Consider the following 18,626-nt stretch of genomic DNA (forward strand, 5'->3'; position numbering starts at 1 on the left):
TTCCGCCCTCAGACGAGGACCGCTCCTTCCATGAGGCCGATGGCGCGCAGGTCGCGGTACCAGCGTTCGACGGGGTGCTCCTTGACGAAGCCGTGACCACCGAGCAGCTGGACGCCGTCGGTGCCGATCTTCATGCCGTACTCGCTCACGAGCTTGCGCGACAGCGCGACCTCGCGGGCGGCGTCGACGCCCTGCTCCATGCGCGAGGCGGCCTTGAGCGTGACGAGGCGCATGCCCTCGAGCTCGATGGCGATGTTGGCGACCATGAAGGCCACGGCCTGGCGGTGCGAGATGGGCTCACCGAACGCCTCGCGGGTCTTGACGTACTCCTTGGTGTAGTCGAGCACGGCCTTGCCGGTGCCGAGCGCGAGCCCGGCCCAGGCGAGGCGCGAGAGACGCACGCACTCGCGGAAGTCGTCGGCGGTGCCGAGCAGCGCGGTGGAGGGGACGTGGACCTTCTCGAGCTTCAGCCGCGTGAGGCCTGCGGCGCGCAGGCCCATGGACGGGTCGGCCGCGAGCGAGATGCCCTCGGTGCTCGACTCGACGATGAAGAGGCGGGACTCGCCGTCGAGCTGGGCAGCGACGACGAACAGCTCGGCCTCGGTGCCGCGCACGACGGCCGACTTGATGCCGTTGAGCTCGTAGCCGTCACCGGACAGGCGAGCGGTGGTCTCGAGCTCGAAGGGGTCGAACAGCGGACGCGGCTCGGCCAGCGTGAGCGCGGCAGCGGGGACGTCGTCGCCGGTGAAGGCGGGCAGGTAGGTCTGCTGCTGCTCGTCGGTGCCCCACAGCGAGATGGCGGTGGCCACGGCGGCCGGCGCGAGGCAGGCGACGGCCTGGCCCATGTCGCCGTAGGCGAGCGCCTCGGCCACGAGCACACCCGTGACGGCTGAGCGGTCCTCGGCGATGCCGCCAAGATCCTCGGGGACGTTGAGGAGCGTGAGGCCGAACTCGGTGGTCTGCGCGAGCACCTCCTTGGAGGTGTCCGTGGCCGACTCCGCGCTCTCGGCGGCGGGTCGCAGGACCTCCTCGGCGAACTCGTTGATGACGCCGACGATCATCTGCTGGTCCTCGGTGGGCGTCAGGTCGAAGACGCCGCTGTCGCCGTTGGAGCTGAGGCGACGCGGCTTGCCCGAGCCCTTGACGCGCTTGAACGTGCGGTTGGCGTTGCCGGCGAGCTGGAAGCCGGACTTGGCGCCCTGGTACACCGCGCGCTCGGTGGCCTTGCGGAGGCCGAGCTTGTCGATGGCCGGCGAGCTGGCGATGCGGTTCAGCACCGCCAGGCCGATGCCCATGGGGTCTTTGCGGTTGGCCACGGATCTCTCCTGAGTGGGAACGTCGAAGCGGGAACGGTCGGACGAGGTGCCCGCCGGAGGTGCTTGCTGCGACAACTGTAACTGCGAGTTGCACTTTCGCGTACCCAGAGTATCCGAGGTCACAGCCGGGCACCACCATCTGAACGGAATCGGCGGTTCGGATAGCGTGGACGCGCTCGTCCACGAAGGAGAACCCCGGTGCATCACGCGTCAGCACGTCCCCTCCCCGAGGGTGGAACGGTCCGCCCCATCACGCGTTGGGGCACGCCCGTCATGCACCGCGAGGTGAAGGACGTCACCGTCTTCGACGACGAGCTCAAGACGCTCGTGGCCGACATGGCTGCCACCATGGCCGCGGCCAACGGTGTCGGGCTGGCCGCCAACCAGGTCGGCGTCGACCTCAAGGTCTTCGTGTTCGACTGCCCCGACGACGACGAGGACCGCATCACCGGCGTCGTCATCAACCCCGTGCTCACCCTGCCCGAAGGCACCGACCGTCAGCTGGAGGAGGCCGACGAAGGCTGCCTGTCGCTGCCCGGCGCGTTCACCGAGTGCTCGCGCCCCGACCGCTCGCACGTCACCGGCGTGGACGAGCACGGGGAGCCCGTCGAGTTCACCGGCACGGGCCTGCTGGCCCGTTGCCTGCAGCACGAGACCGACCACCTGTTCGGCACGGTCTTCGGCGACCGCGTGCCCGAGCGTGCTCGCAAGAAGCTCTACAAGAAGCACGAGGAGCTGGCCGACCAGTTCCCGGCCGACTGGCCCGTCTCCCCCGCCGGCCCCGAGGTCGAGTAGCTAGCCCCTCGGACGCAGGTGCCAGCACGTCACCGCGACCGACGAGGCCACGTTGAGGGAGTCGATCTCGTCCGCCATCGGGATGATGACGCGCACGTCGCTCTCCCGTTGCCAGTGCGGGGTGAGCCCGTGGCCCTCGGACCCGAAGACGACGGCCAGACGCTCCACGTCGGTCGGCACCTCGTCGAGCGGCACGGCGTCCTCGGCGAGCGTCAGGGCGTACGTCGTGAACTCGGCCTCGCGCAGCAGCTGCGGCGCGGTGAACCAGTCGTCGAGCCGAGCGTGGGGCAGGGAGAAGACCGCGCCCATGGCCACCTTGATGGCGCGCCGGTAGAACGGGTCGGCGCAGCGCGGTGAGAGCAGCACCGCGTCGAACCCCAGCGCGGCTGCCGCCCGGAAGGCGGCGCCCACGTTGGTGTGGTCCATGAGGTCCTCCAGCACGACGACCCTGCGGGCACGGGCGAGCAGCGCCTCGGTGCCCACTGGTTCCGGACGCCTCATCGCCGCCAGCGCGCCGCGGTGGACGTGGAAGCCCGTGACGTGCTCGATGTCCTTCTCCTCGAGCACGAAGCACGGTGCCTCCGTGGCGGACAGGACGTCGTCGAGGGTCTCGAGCCACCGGGGGGCCATGAGGAACGAGGACGGCTCGTGGCCGGCCTCGAGCGCGCGCCGGACCACCTTCTCGCCCTCGGCGATGTAGATGCCGCGGTCGCCCTCGAGCCGGGTGCGGAGCTGGACGTCACGCAGGTGCAGGAAGTCGCGGAGCCTCGGGTCGTCGAGGTCGACGAGTCGTACGATCTCGGCCACCGCACTAGCCTAGAGGTCATGAGCTCCCTCGATCGACCCGTCACTCCCGACCCCTATCCGCTCCTTCCCGGCGTTCCCTCGTTCACGGTCATCAGCACCGACGTGACCGACGGACAGCCGCTCAAGGACGACCAGGTCAACGCGCTCGGCGACACGTCGCCGCAGCTGTCCTGGTCCGGTGCTCCCGAGGGCACGGAGTCGTACGTCATCACGTGCTTCGACCCCGACGCGCCGGTCGTCTCCGGCTTCTGGCACTGGGTCGCGGTCGACGTCCCGGCCGACGTCACCGAGCTCGCGGCCGGTGCCGGTGCGAGCGACGAGACGCTGCCCGGCGGCGCGTTCCACGTGCGCAACGACGGCGGCGCCAAGGGCTTCATGGGCGCGGCCCCGCCGGAGGGCGACCAGCTGCACCGCTACTTCTTCGTGGTGCACGCGGTGGGCGCCCCCACGCTCGGTGTCGACGGCGACGCCTCGCCTGCGGTGGTCGGCTTCAACCTGGCCTTCAAGACCCTCGGTCGCGCCGTCATCCACGGCACCTACGCCCACTGATCCCCTGAGTGTGACGCTTCTGCTGGATCTGGACCCCGAGACCAACGGAAGCGTCACACTCAGCGGGAGCGGGCGGCGTAGGTGTTGGCCGCGCCGAGGACGGCGCGCACGTACTCGTCCGAGTGGTTGTACGAGTGCACGGCCTGGGTCCAGCCGGCCGGCGTCGTGAGGTCCGCACCGGAGGCGCAGAGGTAGCGCGCCGCGGCGAGGGTGGCGTCGTCGACGTCGTCGACGTCGGCCTCCCCGTCACCGTCGGCGTCGGCTGCCCACGCGCGCCACGTGGAGGCGATGAACTGCATGGGGCCGCGGGCCCGGTCCGGGGCTCCGTCCTCGGTGATGGCGGCGTTGCCCTCGGTGCCGTCGAGCGCAGGGCCCTGGATGGCGCCGTCGCTCTTGCCCTCGGCGTCGAGCCCACCCTGGCCGTGACCGGTCTCGATCTGCCCGATCCCGGCGAGGGTGGTCCATCCCAGGCGGCACCCGGGCTGCTCCTGCTCCACGCGCAACGACGCGGCGGCGTAGGCCGTGAGGGCCCGCTCGGTGACGCCCGTCCTCGCTGCCACCGTGCTCACCCAGTCCGGGTCGGGACGGGGTGCCGCGCCGGCGTCGGCAGGCGCCGGCTCCGCCGTGGGCTGGGACTGGGCTGCGGGCGCGATGGCGATCCCGAGGTCGGCCGCCGCCGGTGCGCGGCGCTCACCGGCCCAGGCAGCGGTGACCACCAGGGCCAGGGCGGCGAGGCCCACGGGGACGACGAGGAAGATGCGGCTCACTCAGCCGAACCTACCGTTCACGTAGTCAGAGGTCCTTTGGTCCTGGGGCGCGTGGAACATGGCGTCGGTCTCGCCGTGCTCGATGATGACGCCCGGCGTGCCCTGCGCCGCCAGGAAGAAGGCGCACCGGTCCGACACGCGCGCGGCCTGCTGCATGTTGTGCGTGACGATGACGATCGTCACCTCGTGCGCGAGCTCGAGCATCGTCTCCTCGATCACCCGCGTCGAGGTGGGGTCGAGCGCGGAGCACGGCTCGTCCATGAGCAGGACGCGAGGCTTCACGGCCAGCGAGCGCGCGATGCACAGGCGCTGCTGCTGGCCACCGGACAGCCCACCGCCGGGGGCGTCGAGCCGGTCCTTCACCTCGTTCCAGAGACCTCCCTTGCGCAGGCAGGACTCCACGAGGGCGTCTCGCTCGTCACGATCGACCTTGGTGCCGGTGAGCTTGAGGCCGGCCAGGACGTTCTCCTGGATCGACATGGCCGGGAACGGGTTGGGCTTCTGGAAGACCATGCCGATCGCGCGTCGCGCGTCGGTGAGCTTGCGGGTGGCGTCATAGATGTCGTCACCGTCGAGGTTCACGCTGCCCGCGAGCGAGGCCGACGGGATGAGCTCGTGCATCCGGTTCAGGATGCGGAGGAAGGTCGACTTGCCGCAGCCTGAGGGTCCGATGAGCGCCGTGATCTCGCCGGCCGGCATCGACAGTGACACCCGGTCGAGCACCTTGTGGGTGCCGAACCAGGCCGACACGTCCCGGGCCTCGATGGTGGCCAGGTGGGTGGGGTCGGGTCGTACCGCCTCCATGACCGACGTGTGGTGCTCGGCCGGGACGGCCGGGATGACGTCGGTCACGGCGTCCATGGTCGGTGCGATCTCGCTGCTGCTCATGCTCATCTCCTGTTCGATCCCCCGATCGACGCCCTCGGGGCCGGCCCTGCTCGGGTGAGCAGGGCCGGCCCCTCAGGCCGGTGCGACGGCGCCGCCGCGGAGGGCGCCGTGCGTCTGACCTACTTGACGACCGTGTACGTGGCGGTCGCGCTGGACGAGCCGTAGTTCGACGAGCTGGGCGTGAAGGTGGCCTTCACGCTCTTCTTGCCGACCTTCGTCTGCGCCTTGATGGTGACCGTGGCCTTGCCGCCGACGACCTTGCCGGTGCCGACCGTCGTCTTGCCGATCTTGAGCGTCACGGTGCCGGCAGCCTTCTGAGCCGTGCCGTTGATGACGACGGTGACCTTGCCCTTGGTCGCCTTCTTGACCTTCACCTTGCTGGCGGCGAGCTTCAGCGTCGTCTTGGTGGTGGCCTTCTTGACGACGAGCTTGACGAGGGAGAAGTCCTTCGCGAAGTTCGCGTCGCCGGAGTAGGACACGACGCCCCAGTACGTTCCGACCGGGGTGGTCGCAGGCAGCGAGAAGGCGACCTTGCCGCTGGAGTCGAGCTGGCGCGTGACCGACGCCTTGTCGGCGTAGACGAACGACGCGCTGCCGGTGCCCTTGACGCCGTTCTTGGCCACGGTGACCGAGACGGTCTTCGTGGTGCCCCACGCGGTGTCGGGAGCCGTGACCGTGGTCGCGGCCTCGAACTTCGAGCCGGCGACGTCGGCCGTGGCGGTCGCCGACGTCGACGGGCCGTAGAGGTTCACGTCGCTGGGCGTGTAGCGCGCCTCGTAGGTGTGCTGGCCCGGTGCGACGCCCGTGAGGACGAGGTCGGCCGTGCCGCCCTTGACCGGCGTGGTCTCGCCGACCTGGGTGGACGTGGGCTCGGACTTCGTGCCGCCGACCTCGAAGAACTCGACCGAGCCTCCGGCGGCCTGCGGAGCCAGCGTGGCGGACAGCGAGACCTTGCCGCTGGGCGTGCCGAGGACGGCGAGGTCCGTCGTCGTCACGACCGTCGCGTCACCCTGTCGAGCGGTGCGCAGGTTGGTGGTGGCGGTCTGCGTGGGGACGCCGCACACGCCGCCGCGGCTCTGCGAGGCGAGCTGGTCGAAGCCGGCTGCCTCGATGATCGTGCGACCGGCGGGCGAGCAGATGAAGCCGCTCTTGCCGAAGATGCCGAGGAAGTCGGCCTTCTTGGCGTCGTTCTCGCGGAGCACGTTGTAGACGGGACGGACCTCGCCCCAGCCGCCGAGCACCTTGATGGTGGCGGAGCTCTTGGCGCGCGCGGTGGAGAACGGCGCGAGGGCGTTGGGGTCGTTCTTGATGTCCGCGTCCGAGTGCTCCTGCGTCACCGTGGCGACGGGCGACGTGATGGCGTTGCCGCCGTTGGCCGCCTGGAGGAGCGAGAGGAAGTACGAGCGCGTGCCGGAGCCGCTCTGCGGGATGAGCGCCTTGATGGTGTCGCTGCTCCCCGAGGCGTTGCCGGCGATCTCGTTCCACTGATCGATCTGGCCCGTGTAGATCTTGACCAGGTCGCTCACCGTGATGGAGGCGGGGGCGTGGGAGCCGGTCGACTTGACCGCGATCTTGATGCCGTCCAGCGCGTACGGGAAGAACTGCAGCTTGGCGCCGACCTCGGCGGTCGACGGGCCCGACGAGGAGCGGGCGAAGCTCACGTCGGGGTTGCTCGGGCTGTAGAGCTTGAGCTTGCCCGCGCCCGAGCCGTTGATGCTCTGACGCTCGATGGCCGCCGAGCCGCTGCGCAGGGACAGCGAGGAGGGCGTGCCGTCGGCGGCGTAGGAGGCGATGCGCCCCGTGGTCTTGCCGGCGTTGTAGCCGTCGGCCAGGTGGTCGACGACGATCTGGGTGGTGTCCGAGCCGACTCCGACGAAGTCGGTGGCGCCGGCGGTGAACTCGGGGTCCGAGGGGTTCTCGGCGGATGCCTGGGCCGGGGCGAGGGTGCCCAGGGCGACGGCCGAGACGGCCGCCAGCGCGAGCGAGGCGCGCCACGTGGTTCGCGAACGTGTCATGCGAACGGTTTCCTGTTCTGTGTGGGGGATTCTCAGTGGGGGGTGGCGGGCCCGGCGTGCGACCCACAGGGAACGTATGGCTTCGTCAGAGGTGCCCGGAGCGGTTGCGGTGAACGCCGGACGAACGTCGCGTGGACAGTCACCGGGGACGTTCTCAGAGCAGGTTCGGGAGCAGGTAGACGGTCAGGTCGGCCGCGAACCAGGCCAGCGCGAGCACGACGGGAGCGGCGATCATCCAGGTCAGGACCGACCCGAACCGCCGGCGGGCGAAGGGGGTGGCCACCACGGCGGCGAGCAGCCCGCCGAGCGTCAGGGCCAGCATCGGCAGGACCGAGTGGTCGCCCGCCATGGGTCGTTCCGACTTCGCGATCGTGTTGACCCGCGCCGCGCCGCCCGCGAAGGACTTGGTCCTCAACGAGGCGTCGACGTAGACCACCTCGCCGGGACGCAGGGCGCTCAGGAAGCCGCTCCCCTGGGAGGTCACCAGGGTGAGACGCCCCTGGCCGGCCGCCGGGGGCGCCGGCACGGGGTCGCCAGGACGACGGACCTGCTCGATCCGGTACGTGGAGGTGCCCTGACCTGTCACGACGTTCATGTCCTTGCCCAGGGCGTCCTGCAGCATCACCTGGAAGGGCTTCCCGAAGGTCTGGGAACGGCCGTACAGGACGGACACGCCGGCCTGACCGGGCAGGACGGTGTCGCGTCGGTGTCCGGGGGCCGTCAGCATGTGCCCCGCCGACGTCCCCTCGACGACGACCTGGTCCACGCCGAGCGAGGGCAGCTTGAGCAGCGCCACGGGGTCGCCGGGCGCGATGACGCCACCCGTGGGGGCCTCGCCGGTGGCCAGCTCGGCCCTGAGCTGGCCGTAGAGCCGGTCCTGGCCTCGGGAGAACTCGAGTCCGCCGAGCACGAGCATCTGGACCACGAGCCACAGCATGATGACGCTCAGCACGACGAGGCCGGAGCTGACGACGACCTCGCGCTCGCTCATCGACGACGACGACGTGGCCTCGGCCAGCACGTCGCGCACCCCGCCGGGCTTCTTGTCACCTCGACGACGTCCGTTCGCCGGCCGGCTGTCCTTCCGACCCCAGGGAAGCGTGGTCACCGGAGCCTCCGGCGGGCGGCGAGCACCCGCATCGCGGGCCCGGCGAGGCCGGCCGCGAGTCCGAGCAGGACGAGGAGGGGCAACGCCCAGGCGGCGAGCGTCGAGGTGAGCGACGCCGTGCTGCCCAGGCTCTCGAGCTGGTCGCTCGTCGCCTGCTTCGGCGCGTCGTCGGTGGCAGCGTCGTCACCGGTGGCGGCGGCGTCCGTCAGGGCGTCCGTCCCGGGACCGCCGATCCCCGCCGAGGTGTCGGCGGGAGCCTGGGTGGCTGTCTCTCCCACCTGGCCCTCGATGTCGGCCGCCACCTGCTGCGCACTCGTGAAGAGCGCCGCGGTCGTGCCGGCCCTCGTGATGGGCAGGTAGCCCGACGGCAGGAACCCGTTGCCCGATCCGGGTCGCTGTCCCTCGGTCGTGGCCGTGCGGACGAAGCCCGCCACGGTGCGAGCCGTCGACTTCTCGAGACCGGCGGTCCGAGCCGCCGTGTAGACGATGAGCGTGCCCGGGTAGGCGCCCTTGGACCGGCGCACCTTCTCCATGTCGAGGGTGAAGGGCGCGCCCCTCTTGGCCTGCTCGGCGGTCTTGACCGCGGCCGCCATGCCGGCGCGGGTCGGACCGACGAAGGTGCGTCCGGCAGCGCTGGAGAACGTGCCACCCGGAGGGATCTGGCTGGTCTGGAGCGAGGCCGTCCTCAGCCCGAACCGCTCGGCGTCGCCCAAGGTCGTGACGCCCAGCAGCATGCGGGCACCGACGCCCTGACGCTCGCTGCGTCCGAGGACGTAGGGCGACAGGTCGGTCCCGATACCGGTGCACCGGGTCTGGGCCAGCGGCCAGGCGTCGAGCACGGCCTCCGCGATCTTCCGGAAGCTCGTGACCGGCGCCGCGAGCCGCGGCAGGTAGGGCGTGTCGTTGTTCGCCTTGAGGCAGTCGTCCTTCATGACCGGGATGAACTCGTCGAGCAGCGGCCACTCACTCACAGGAAGTGAGATGTCCTTGTACGAGGGATTGACCGTCATGCCCCACGGGTCGGCCTTGCCGGCGATGAACGCCGACGCCTCCGGGTCCGTCGCGATGTACTGGGAGATCGCCTTCACCACGTCCGACGACTCCGACAGCGACATGATGACGGCGGCAGCCTCCCGCGCGATCGAGTCCAGTCCGGGGTTGAGCGCCTTGAACTCCGGGTCCTGGTTGATGGAGAGCGGGTTGTCCCCCAGCCCGGGGTGGTCCTTGCCGAAGGCCGACGCCGGGTAGCTCTGCGTGAGCAGCTTGGCGATCAGGCGGGCGTTGAGCTTGAGGTCGGAGTCCTCGCCCGCGTTGTCGGGCCTGTCCATCACGTAGGAGACGGCGAAGCCTGTGACGGCGGTGGGCGCGTACTCCGGTGAGCCGTTGTCCTCACCCGCGTCCTCCTGCGCCCCGGAGACGAAGGCGCCGGGTGCCTCCTTCTGCTCCATGAGCGTGAAGGAGGCCTGGTCGGGCTGGACGTTGTGCTGGAAGCGGAAGCGGTCCTTGCGCAGGCAGTAGGCGGGCGCCCACTGCAGCGCGGCCTGGCTCATGAGCTCGGTGCCGTAGAAGCCGACGGGTGCTCGGGAGTCCAGCACGTTGCACACGTTCGGCGAGGCACCGAAGGTGATGGGCACGCTGATCCGGTTGCGCCAGTTGGACTCGGCCCACCAGTAGAGCGGCGAGACGGCGTCGTCGACGCCGAGGCCGGAGAAGTTGCTGGACCCCGGGGCGAACTGTCCCTTCGCGCGGCACGGTCCGTTGGTGTCGGCCAGGTCGCCGGTCCCGCGGGCGCAGCTCGTGCCCATGATCGGGACGGCGACGATGCTGCAGGGCGTGGACTCGTTGCAGCCCAGCGACTCGTTCTCGATGCTGGAGCGGACCTCGAAGGACGTCTCGCCCTTGCCGTCGACGCCGGTGTAGGCGGCCTGCTCGGCGGGTGGGAAGGCGCCGTCGATCGCGGCCTCGGGGGGCATCGTGTCGTTCGAGCACGCCGGGTAGACCTTGCCGTTGGCGGCCTTGAAGGGCGTGAGATGGAGGGAGCTGTCCGCGCCGGGGCTGCTGCAGCCGGCCGGGACCTTGCTCACGCCGGAGACCTGTCCACGGTCGGCCTCCGTCGCGAAGGGGTCAAGACGCCAGACCGCGGCGCTCGTGTCGGCCACCTGGCTGCGCTGCTGCCGCGACGACGTCCAGCACGTCTCGGGGCTCAGCCGCTTGCCCGCCGAGAGCGAGCTGTCGTCGCGTCCACGGCACTGCAGGATGACCATGGGGTACTCCTGCGCGAGGCCGTTCTCGCCGTACGGGTTGGTGGCGCGTCCGGCGCTGGCACGCGCCCCGCTCCAGCTCACCTGCACGCGCTCGCGGCCCTGCAGGTTCTTGGTGTGGTCGACCTCGAGGGTCACGTCCTGGGAGTCCACCGTGCTGGCGTTCCCGAACGCGTCGACGTTCTCGCGCGTCACGGTCTTCTTCTGGCTGAAGGCTCCCACGTCGTCGCCGGCCGCCGTGACGGTGGACGACGTCACGAACGTGGCGACCACGAGCACTCCGAGGAGGAGGGCGATCCTGCGCCGGCTCATGCCGGCGTCCCCGTCCGCCGGCGCGTGCGTCGACTCAGGTAGACGGCCACGAGCCCTGGTGCGACCACGATGGCGAGCAGCTCGGCCACGGCGAGGGCGCCGAAGACCTTGTCGTCACCGGCGCGGCCGGCCACCAGCTCGGTCTGCACCGCCACGGACGCGGCACCACCGCCCTGCGCGGCCGATCCCACCGGCAGACCGGTGTCGGGGTCCACCTCGGCACCGCCCGACGCCGCGTCGTCACCGCCGTCGGGTCCGGTCCCGCCGGCTGCGCCACCGCCGTTCTTGGCGTCGCTCACGCTGGTGGGCGCCGCGCCCGTGCCGGTGGTGCAGGGACCTGCGCCGAGCTTGTCGCAGTCGGCCGGCTTGGGCGCGACCTGCGCCAGCTTGTTGGCCTTGAGGTTGCCCGCCACGAAGGTGGGGTTGTTGCACTGCGTGACGGACCGGTTCTCGAGGTTGACGTTCTTGTCGGCCTTCTTGAGCTTGCCCAGCTGGTCGAAACCGGCCTGCACGAGGTTGAGCGGCAGCGGCGAGTAGCCGAACTTGCCGGCCTTCGACTGGCCCTCGCAGAGGGAGTAGAACATGAAGTCGGCGAGGGACTGACGCCTGCTCGTCGACATGCGCTTGTCCTTGGCTCCGGTCGGCAGCAGCATGTACGAGTATGACGAGAGCGGGTAGGTCCGCGAGTCGTCTCCCCGGTAGACGCCGGTCAGGTTCTGGGTGAGGTCCTGGTTGAGCCTGGCCTTCGTCAGGGCCACGGCCACGTTGTACTGCGTGGGCTCCACGAAGTAGCCGGCCTTGTTGAGGACCTTCACCACCGGATAGCTCTTGCGGACCGGGTAGGCGTACTCGACGTAGCCGATCGTCCCGTTGCCCTGCGCGGCCGAGATGGTGTTCATGACCTGGTCCGAGCCGTTGGCGCCGATCGACCGGCCCTTCGACGGGTAGTACGAGGTGATCCCGCTGCGTCCGAAGAACGGCTTCCACAGGGAGGAGTACTCGCTGTTGAGCCACGTCGTGAACTGGGCGGTCGTGCCGGACCCGTCGGAGCGGTGCACGGGGATGATCTGCAGCGACGGCAGCTTGGTGCCGTTGTTGTCCTTCGTGATGGCGGGATCGTTCCAGTTGGTGATCTTGTTCGTGAAGATCTTGGCGATGGTCTCGCCCGAGAGACGCAGGTTCTTGACCTGCTTGCCGTTCACCCGCACCTGGTAGGTGAAGGCGGTGCCGCCGGCCACGATGGGCAGGTAGGCGAACGACCGGTTCTTCGGCGGCGGGTCGTCGCCGCCCTGGGCGCCGGAGCCCTGGTACGGGACCTCCGTGATGCCGAAGTCGGAGGTGCCCGCGGCGAACGCCCTGCGTCCGGCGGACGAGCCGTTGCCCGTGAAGACCACCTTGATGCCGTTGGCGGAGACGTCCGAGATCCACTGGTCGACGATGAGCTTCGACCAGGTCGAGCCCGAGCCCTCGATCTGGGCGTAGGCCGCGTCGGCCGGACGCTCGCTGGCGAGCAGGACCGTGATGCTCAGCGCGATCATGCCGAGCGCGGAGAGTGCGGAGCGGCCACCGGCGGAGCGGCGGCGGGCGTGCGTGCCGGAGAGGTTCACCGGATTCCCTTCTTGGGGCGGGCGACCAGGCGGGCGACCACGAACAGCAGGAGGACGAGGGCGAGCAGGACGCTCGCGGCGGCGAACGCCCGGGAGATGAGCAGGGGCTCACCGGACCGGACGGTCGAGAAGATGTACAGGGGCAGGGAGTTCATGACGCCATCGGTGGGGTTCAGGACCGTGAACGAGGCGGCGCCCGAGGTGAGCAGGACCGGCGAGGTCTCCCCCACGCCACGCGCGACGCCGAGGATGACGGCGGTGGCGAGGCCGGGGCGCGCCGTGGGGAGCACGACGTTCCAGACCGTCGACCAGCGGGAGGCGCCCAGCGCGAGGCTCGCCTCGCGCAGGTTGCCGGGCACGACCCGCAGGACGACGTCGGAGGCGCGCGCGATGATGGGCAGCATCATCACCGAGAGCGCCAGCGCAGCGGCCAGCCCGGAGCTGGGCACGCCCAGGGCCACGATGGCGACCGTGTAGATGAAGAGGCCGGCCACGATCGAGGGAAGGGCCGTCATGGCCTCCACGACCGTCCGGACGATCCGGGCGAACCGGCCGCCGATCTCGGTCATGTAGACAGCCGTGCCGATGCCCAGCGGCACGGTGATCACGATCGCGATGCCCACCTGGATGAGGGAGCCGATGATGGCGTGGAGCACGCCGCCTCGGTCGAACGCGTCGCGCGGGCCCACGCCCTCCATGTCCTGGGTGAAGAAGTTGAGGTGCGGCAGGGCGTCCCAGCCGCGGACGAACACGAAGATGATGGTGCTGGCCAGGGCCACGCCCATCAGGATCACGGCGCCGTGCACCACGGCGCTCATGACCCGGTCGACCACCTCCGGCCACCCCCCGATGAGGGCGGTCATCACCGCGATCATGACGAGACCGAGCACGAAGAAGGTCAGCACGAAGGCGATGACGCCGCTCCACGGCAGCAGTCGGGTCACGATGAGCCAGGTCAACGCGAGCGAGGCGAGCCACGCACCTGTCTGGACGAAGCTCTGCTCGGCCGTCACAGCCTTGAGCACGCGCCGGCTGCCCGGGTCGAGGTCCTCCGCGGCCGGTGGCTCCGAGCGGACGAAGGTCCGCGGCACCGCGTGCAGCTGGACGTCCTGCTGGGTCTGGGGAGCGTCGACGACGGTCATGCGTCGGCTCCCGCCCCGGACCGGCTCCGCGCGACGACCATGGCTGCGGCCGTGTTGATCACGAGCGTGATGATGAACAGGACGAAGCCCGCCGCGAGGAGGGCCTTGAGCTGCTGGTCCGAGGCCTCGCTGAACCGACCGGCGATGAGGGCCGAGACGGTGTTGGTCCCGATCTCGAGCGGACGGAGCTTCAGGTCGAACGACGGCGAGATGATGAGGTAGACCGCGATCGTCTCGCCCAGGGCGCGGCCCAGACCGAGCATCGTTCCGCCGATGATGCCGCCGCGCCCGAACGGCAGGACCACGGAGCGGATCATGCCCCAGTGGGTCGAGCCCAGCGCGAGCGCCGCCTCGCGCTCCCCCGGCGGTGTCTGGGCGAAGACCTGACGCATGACGGCGCACGCCATCGGGATCACCATCATCGCCACGGCGATACCGGCGATGAAGGCCGACGCCGTGTAGTTGTAGATCTGCGGTGACGCCTTGTCGGGGTCGGTCCCCACGTGGAACAGCGGGAACCAGCCCAGGTGCTGGTGCAGCCAGTGCGCCACTCCGCTGGCGTGCGGCTGGAGCAGGAAGAACCCCCACAGGCCGTAGATGATGCTCGGCACGGCGGCCATGAGGTCCACGAGCGACGTGAGCGTGGCGCGCAGCCGCGGCGGGGCGTACTCGGCGATGTACAGGGCTCCGAGGACCGAGAGCGGGAACGCGATCACCAGCGCGATGAACGCCACGGTGAACGTGCCCACGAGCACGGAGCCGATGCCCAGGACGTCCTTCTCGGGCTCCCAGGTGCTGCCGGTGAGGAATCCCCAGCCGTACGTCTTGATCGTGGGGATGAAGGACGAGGCGAGGAAGATGCCGATGCCACCGGTGATGACCAGCACCGTGGCCGCGATGGCCCGGGTGGTCACGGTGAAGATGCGGTCGGCGCCGCTCTGGACGATCTCCAGGTCGCGTGGCTCGTCGGCGTCGAGCCTGGGGGGCTCGGTGCGGAGAACCGTGGCGCTGGGGGTGCTCACGGGTGCTGCTCCAGGGGGGAGGTGGGCAGGGACCCCCGAAGAGTGTCAGCAGCCTGGCGTCCGCTGCGGTGCTTGTGGTGAATGCGCAGTGAACGGTCCGTGGCCGTTCGGCACCCGGCCCTGGGCTCCTGTCCGAGGAAGCGCGCAGGCCCTCCGTCCGAGGGGACGAAGGGCCTGCGCGGGAGGAGCTCTGGTGCGCTGCTCGACGGTCAGGCAGGCGGGGCCTGCGGTGCCGGCGGGTCCGCGGGGGGTGCCGTCGGGGTGCCGGGCCCCTCGGCCTCCTTGGCAGCGTCGAGGGCCTGCTGGACAGCCTGCGAGGTGTCGGCCTCGCCGGCCGGGTCGCCCTCGTCGATCGGAGCGTCGAGGTCGATGCGGGTCTTGCTCCCGCCACCGTCGACCGGGATCTTGCCGACGGTGCCGCCGAGCGTGCCCAGGGCCTTGGTGAGCTCGGCCGGGATGATCCACGTGGTGGCGTTGTCGCCCTCGGCGATCTTGGGCAGCATCTGCAGGTACTGGTACGACAGCAGCTTCTGGTCGGGGTTGCCGTCGTGGATGGCCTGGAAGACCGTCTGGATGGCCTGGGCCTCACCCTGGGCCCGCAGGATCTGTGCCTGTCGGTCGGCCTGGGCGTTGAGGATCTGCGCCTGGCGCTGGCCCTCGGCCGTGAGGATGGCCGACTGCTTGTCGCCCTCGGCGGTGAGGATGGCCGACTGACGGTTGCCCTCGGCGGTGAGGATGGCGGCGCGCTTGTTCCGCTCGGCCCGCATCTGCTGCTCCATGGCGTCGATGATCGACGGCGGCGGGTCGATGCCCTTGAGCTCGACGCGGTTGACGCGGATGCCCCACTTGCCGGTGGCGGAGTCGAGCTCGCCGCGCAGGCCGGAGTTGATCTGGTCGCGGCTCGTGAGGGCGTGCTCCAGGGTCATGCCACCGGTGATGTTGCGCAGCGTGGTCATGGTGAGCTGCTCGATGGCCTGGATGTACTGGGCGATCTCGTACGTGGCGGCCACCGGGTCGGTCACCTGGAAGTAGATGACCGTGTCGATGGAGACCACGAGGTTGTCCTCGGTGATGACCGGCTGCGGCGGGAACGAGACGACCTGCTCACGCAGGTCGATCATGTAGCGCACCTTGTCGATGAACGGCACCACGATGTTCAGGCCGGCCGAGAGCGACGTGCGGTACTTGCCGAAGCGCTCCACGATGCCGGCACGGGCCTGCGGGACGATCTTGACCGTCATCGACACGACCACGATCGCGAGGATCGCGATCAGGACGAGGAAGACGGTGAGGGCGGAGGCGAACATCAGGACTCCTTGACTGGGAGGGTGGCGGAGACCACGGCAGTGGCTCCGTCGATGGCGACGACGTACGCCTGCGCGCCCTCGCCGATCTGGGCGGCGTCGTCGGTGCGGGCCGACCACAGCTCGCCGCCGAGCCGGACGCGACCGTCGAAGGAGCCGACGGGCTCGAGGACGACGGCCGTGCTGCCGACGAGGGACTGGTGGCCCACCTGGAGCGTGGGCCCGGCGTGCAGCTTCTCCACCAAGGGTGGTCGCACGAGCGTGAGCAGAGCGACGACCACGACGGCGAACACCGCGATCGCCAGCCACAGAGGTCCTCCGAGACCCGCCACGACGGCGGCTCCGAGAGCGCCGACGGCGAACATCAGCAGGACCAGGTCGAGGCTGAGGAGCTCGGCCACCGCGAGCAGGACCGCGATCCCGACCCAGGTCACCCAGGCGTGGTCACTGAACCAGTCGATCATGAGTGCCTCCTCGGACGGGTGGGTCAGGCTATCAGTTGCGGTCGGCCTCGGCCCGATGTCCGTAGGCGGCACGTCGGGCGGAGTACCGACCGTCCTCCACCGACAGCTCGAGTCGCATGCCGAACGTGCGGCCCAGGTTCTGGGCCGTCATGGTCTCGTGGATCGGGCCGGCCGCCACGACCTGGCCGGCGCGCAGCATCAGCACGTGGCTGAAGCCGGCCGGGATCTCCTCCACGTGGTGCGAGACGAGCACCATGACGGGCGCGTCGTCGGTGCTGGAGAGGACGTCGAGGCTGGCGAGGAGGTCCTCACGGGCGCCCAGGTCGAGACCCGCCCCGGGCTCGTCGAGCAGGAGCAGCTCCGGGTCGGTCATGAGGGCCCGTGCGATGAGGGTGCGCTTGCGCTCCCCCTCCGACAGGGTCCCGAAGGTGCGGTCCGCGAGAGCGCCGATGCCCAGCTCACCCATGATCTGCTCCGCGCGGTGCGTGTCCTCGCCCTCGTACTCCTCGTTCCACCGGCCCAGCACGGCGTGGGCGGCCGAGACCACGGCGTCGCGGACCGACTCGCGCGGCGGGATGCGGTCGGCGATCGTCGCGCCGCTCTGGCCGATGCGGGTGCGCAGGTCGAAGACGTCGACCTCGCCGAGGCGCTGGCCCAGGATCTCGGCCGAGCCCTGCGAGGGATACATGTGTGCACCGATGACCTGGAGCAGGGTGCTCTTGCCGGCTCCGTTGGGGCCGAGCACGACCCATCGCTCGTCCTCCTGGACCTGCCAGGTGATGTCGTCGAGGAGTGTCGCGCCCGAGCGGACGATGCTCACTCCCGCGAGATCGATGGCCGTCGCCATGCATCCTCCTGCTGGTGCGACGTGGGTCCGTCGCGCTCGTCGGCTGTCCGGCACCAACCTATCGCGCCGTTCCCGAGCCTGGACGATAGCCTCGGTCCCGATGACCGAGCACGTGCCCGCGCTGCACCTCACCTCTGCAACCGTCCTGGTGACCCTCACGGGCCCCGACCAGAGCGGCGTCTCCACGCGACTCTTCGAGGCGCTCGCCAACCATCTCGTCGAGATCGTCGACGTCGAGCAGATCGTGGTCCGCGGCCGACTCGTCCTGAGCGTCCTGGCCACCGAGCCCGACGACGTCGCGGCGCTCGAGTCCGATGCGCACGCCGTGGGCCGCGAGCTCGGGCTCGAGGTCGAGATCGAGCACGGGACCGGCGACAACCGTCCTCGACGCGTCGGTCGCAGCCAGGTCACGCTGCTCGCCTCCCAGCTCCAGCCGGCCGCGATGGCCGCCATCGCCGCGCGCATCAAGACCGCCGGCGGCAACATCGACCGCATCATGCGGTTGGCCCGCTACCCCGTCACGGCGCTGCGCCTCGAGGTCTCGGGAGCCGATCCCGACCTGCTCCAGGCCGAGCTCCCCGCAGCTGCGTACGAGCACGGCGTCGACATCGCCGTCGAGGAGCGGGGCATCCTGCGGCACGCCCAGCGCCTCGTCGTGATGGACGTCGACTCCACGCTCATCCAGGGCGAGGTGATCGAGATGCTCGCGGAGCACGCCGGCCACGCCGCCGAGGTCGCGTCCGTCACGGAGCAGGCCATGCGCGGCGAGCTGGACTTCGAGGCCTCGCTGCGTGCCCGTGTGGCCATGCTGGAGGGCGTGCCCGCCTCGGCTCTCGACGAGGTGCACGACGCCCTGCAGTACACGCCGGGAGCGCGCACCATGATCCGCACCCTGAAGCGTCTGGGGTACAGGTTCGCGCTCGTGAGCGGAGGGTTCACCCAGCTCATCGAGCGGATGGCCGAGGACCTCGGCATCGACTACTTCGCCGCCAACGAGCTCGAGATCGTCGACGGTCGCCTGACGGGCCGTGTGCTCGGCACGGTCGTCGACCGGGCCGGCAAGGCCGAGGCGCTCCGACGCTTCGCCGCCGAGGCCAACATCTCGGTGAAGAACACCGTGGCGATCGGCGACGGTGCCAACGACCTGGACATGCTGGCTGCCGCCGGGCTCGGCGTCGCGTTCAACGCCAAGCCGGTCGTGCGCGACCAGGCCCGCACGGCCGTGAACGTCCCGTACCTCGACGCCATCGTCTACCTCCTCGGGATCACCCGTGAGGAGATCGAGGCGGCCGACGCCGCCGACGAGCGCTAGATCCCACTCGACCGCTCAGGCGCCCATGCCGAGGGCGAAGCCCGAGAGCCGGGCCGACGCGAGCGCAGCGAGCGGCGGAGTGAGTTCCCGAGGGACGAGGGGACGGCCCG

General features: G+C 70.4%; 16 protein-coding genes. 3 read left to right on the plus strand and 13 right to left on the minus strand.

Features of this window, described 5'->3' with window-relative positions:
* Positions 1 to 8: 8 nt before the first annotated feature.
* Positions 9 to 1,316 carry an acyl-CoA dehydrogenase family protein gene (locus ASD11_RS07120; protein WP_235503264.1) on the minus strand — a complete coding sequence of 436 codons (1,308 nt, stop codon included), beginning with the start codon at positions 1,314 to 1,316 and terminating at the stop codon, positions 9 to 11.
* A 198-nt stretch (positions 1,317 to 1,514) separates the two neighbouring features.
* On the opposite strand from ASD11_RS07120, the gene def reads away from it, so the two are divergent.
* Positions 1,515 to 2,111, plus strand: coding sequence for a peptide deformylase (gene def, locus ASD11_RS07125; RefSeq protein ID WP_056285129.1), 597 nt, complete (start codon positions 1,515 to 1,517; stop codon positions 2,109 to 2,111).
* On the opposite strand, the gene ASD11_RS07130 is transcribed toward def, so the two are convergent.
* On the minus strand, positions 2,112 to 2,918 hold the full coding sequence (locus ASD11_RS07130) for a TrmH family RNA methyltransferase (protein ID WP_056285132.1): 807 nt from the start codon (positions 2,916 to 2,918) through the stop codon (positions 2,112 to 2,114).
* An 18-nt stretch (positions 2,919 to 2,936) separates the two neighbouring features.
* On the opposite strand from ASD11_RS07130, the gene ASD11_RS07135 reads away from it, so the two are divergent.
* On the plus strand, positions 2,937 to 3,467 hold the full coding sequence (locus ASD11_RS07135; RefSeq protein ID WP_056285135.1) for a YbhB/YbcL family Raf kinase inhibitor-like protein: 531 nt from the start codon (positions 2,937 to 2,939) through the stop codon (positions 3,465 to 3,467).
* Between the two features lie 59 nt (positions 3,468 to 3,526).
* Here ASD11_RS07135 and ASD11_RS07140 read toward each other — a convergent pair whose 3' ends face one another.
* The 11 genes from ASD11_RS07140 to ASD11_RS07190 all read right to left on the minus strand — a co-directional run bounded on the left by ASD11_RS07140 (position 3,527) and on the right by ASD11_RS07190 (position 17,204).
* On the minus strand, positions 3,527 to 4,234 hold the full coding sequence (locus ASD11_RS07140; protein WP_056285137.1) for a lytic murein transglycosylase: 708 nt from the start codon (positions 4,232 to 4,234) through the stop codon (positions 3,527 to 3,529).
* A complete protein-coding gene (locus ASD11_RS07145; protein WP_056288553.1) occupies positions 4,235 to 5,038 on the minus strand; it encodes a phosphate ABC transporter ATP-binding protein in 804 nt (267 codons plus the stop codon).
* Between the two features lie 203 nt (positions 5,039 to 5,241).
* A complete protein-coding gene (locus ASD11_RS07150; RefSeq protein ID WP_056285140.1) occupies positions 5,242 to 7,137 on the minus strand; it encodes a PstS family phosphate ABC transporter substrate-binding protein in 1,896 nt (631 codons plus the stop codon).
* A 154-nt stretch (positions 7,138 to 7,291) separates the two neighbouring features.
* Positions 7,292 to 8,245, minus strand: coding sequence for a sortase domain-containing protein (locus ASD11_RS07155; protein WP_056285143.1), 954 nt, complete (start codon positions 8,243 to 8,245; stop codon positions 7,292 to 7,294).
* Positions 8,242 to 10,818 (minus strand): hypothetical protein, encoded by a 2,577-nt coding sequence (locus ASD11_RS07160; protein WP_056285144.1) that lies wholly within the window; start codon positions 10,816 to 10,818, stop codon positions 8,242 to 8,244. Before ASD11_RS07160 ends, ASD11_RS07155 begins: the two co-directional genes overlap by 4 nt.
* The gene (locus ASD11_RS07165) at positions 10,815 to 12,425 is read right to left on the minus strand and encodes a phosphate ABC transporter substrate-binding protein PstS (RefSeq protein ID WP_235503265.1); all 1,611 of its coding nucleotides are present in this window, start codon (positions 12,423 to 12,425) and stop codon (positions 10,815 to 10,817) included. Before ASD11_RS07165 ends, ASD11_RS07160 begins: the two co-directional genes overlap by 4 nt.
* Entirely contained in the window at positions 12,422 to 13,567 is a 1,146-nt protein-coding gene (gene pstA / locus ASD11_RS07170; RefSeq protein ID WP_056285147.1) for a phosphate ABC transporter permease PstA, read from the minus strand. Before pstA ends, ASD11_RS07165 begins: the two co-directional genes overlap by 4 nt.
* The gene (gene pstC, locus ASD11_RS07175) at positions 13,564 to 14,589 is read right to left on the minus strand and encodes a phosphate ABC transporter permease subunit PstC (RefSeq protein WP_056285150.1); all 1,026 of its coding nucleotides are present in this window, start codon (positions 14,587 to 14,589) and stop codon (positions 13,564 to 13,566) included. The genes pstA and pstC overlap by 4 nt, the downstream gene beginning before the upstream one ends.
* A 209-nt stretch (positions 14,590 to 14,798) precedes the next feature.
* The gene (locus ASD11_RS07180; protein WP_056285152.1) at positions 14,799 to 15,896 is read right to left on the minus strand and encodes an SPFH domain-containing protein; all 1,098 of its coding nucleotides are present in this window, start codon (positions 15,894 to 15,896) and stop codon (positions 14,799 to 14,801) included.
* Positions 15,896 to 16,357: an NfeD family protein gene (locus ASD11_RS07185; protein WP_056285154.1), complete on the minus strand. Its 462-nt coding sequence runs from the start codon at positions 16,355 to 16,357 to the stop codon at positions 15,896 to 15,898. The genes ASD11_RS07180 and ASD11_RS07185 overlap by 1 nt, the downstream gene beginning before the upstream one ends.
* A gap of 31 nt (positions 16,358 to 16,388) precedes the next feature.
* Entirely contained in the window at positions 16,389 to 17,204 is an 816-nt protein-coding gene (locus ASD11_RS07190) for an ABC transporter ATP-binding protein (protein WP_056285156.1), read from the minus strand.
* Between the two features lie 100 nt (positions 17,205 to 17,304).
* Here ASD11_RS07190 and serB point away from each other — a divergent pair, with 100 nt between their 5' ends.
* Positions 17,305 to 18,516: a phosphoserine phosphatase SerB gene (gene serB, locus ASD11_RS07195; RefSeq protein ID WP_056285159.1), complete on the plus strand. Its 1,212-nt coding sequence runs from the start codon at positions 17,305 to 17,307 to the stop codon at positions 18,514 to 18,516.
* Positions 18,517 to 18,626: the final 110 nt, after the last annotated feature.

It is taken from the genome of Aeromicrobium sp. Root495, assembly GCF_001426755.1.
Lineage (GTDB): Bacteria > Actinomycetota > Actinomycetes > Propionibacteriales > Nocardioidaceae > Aeromicrobium.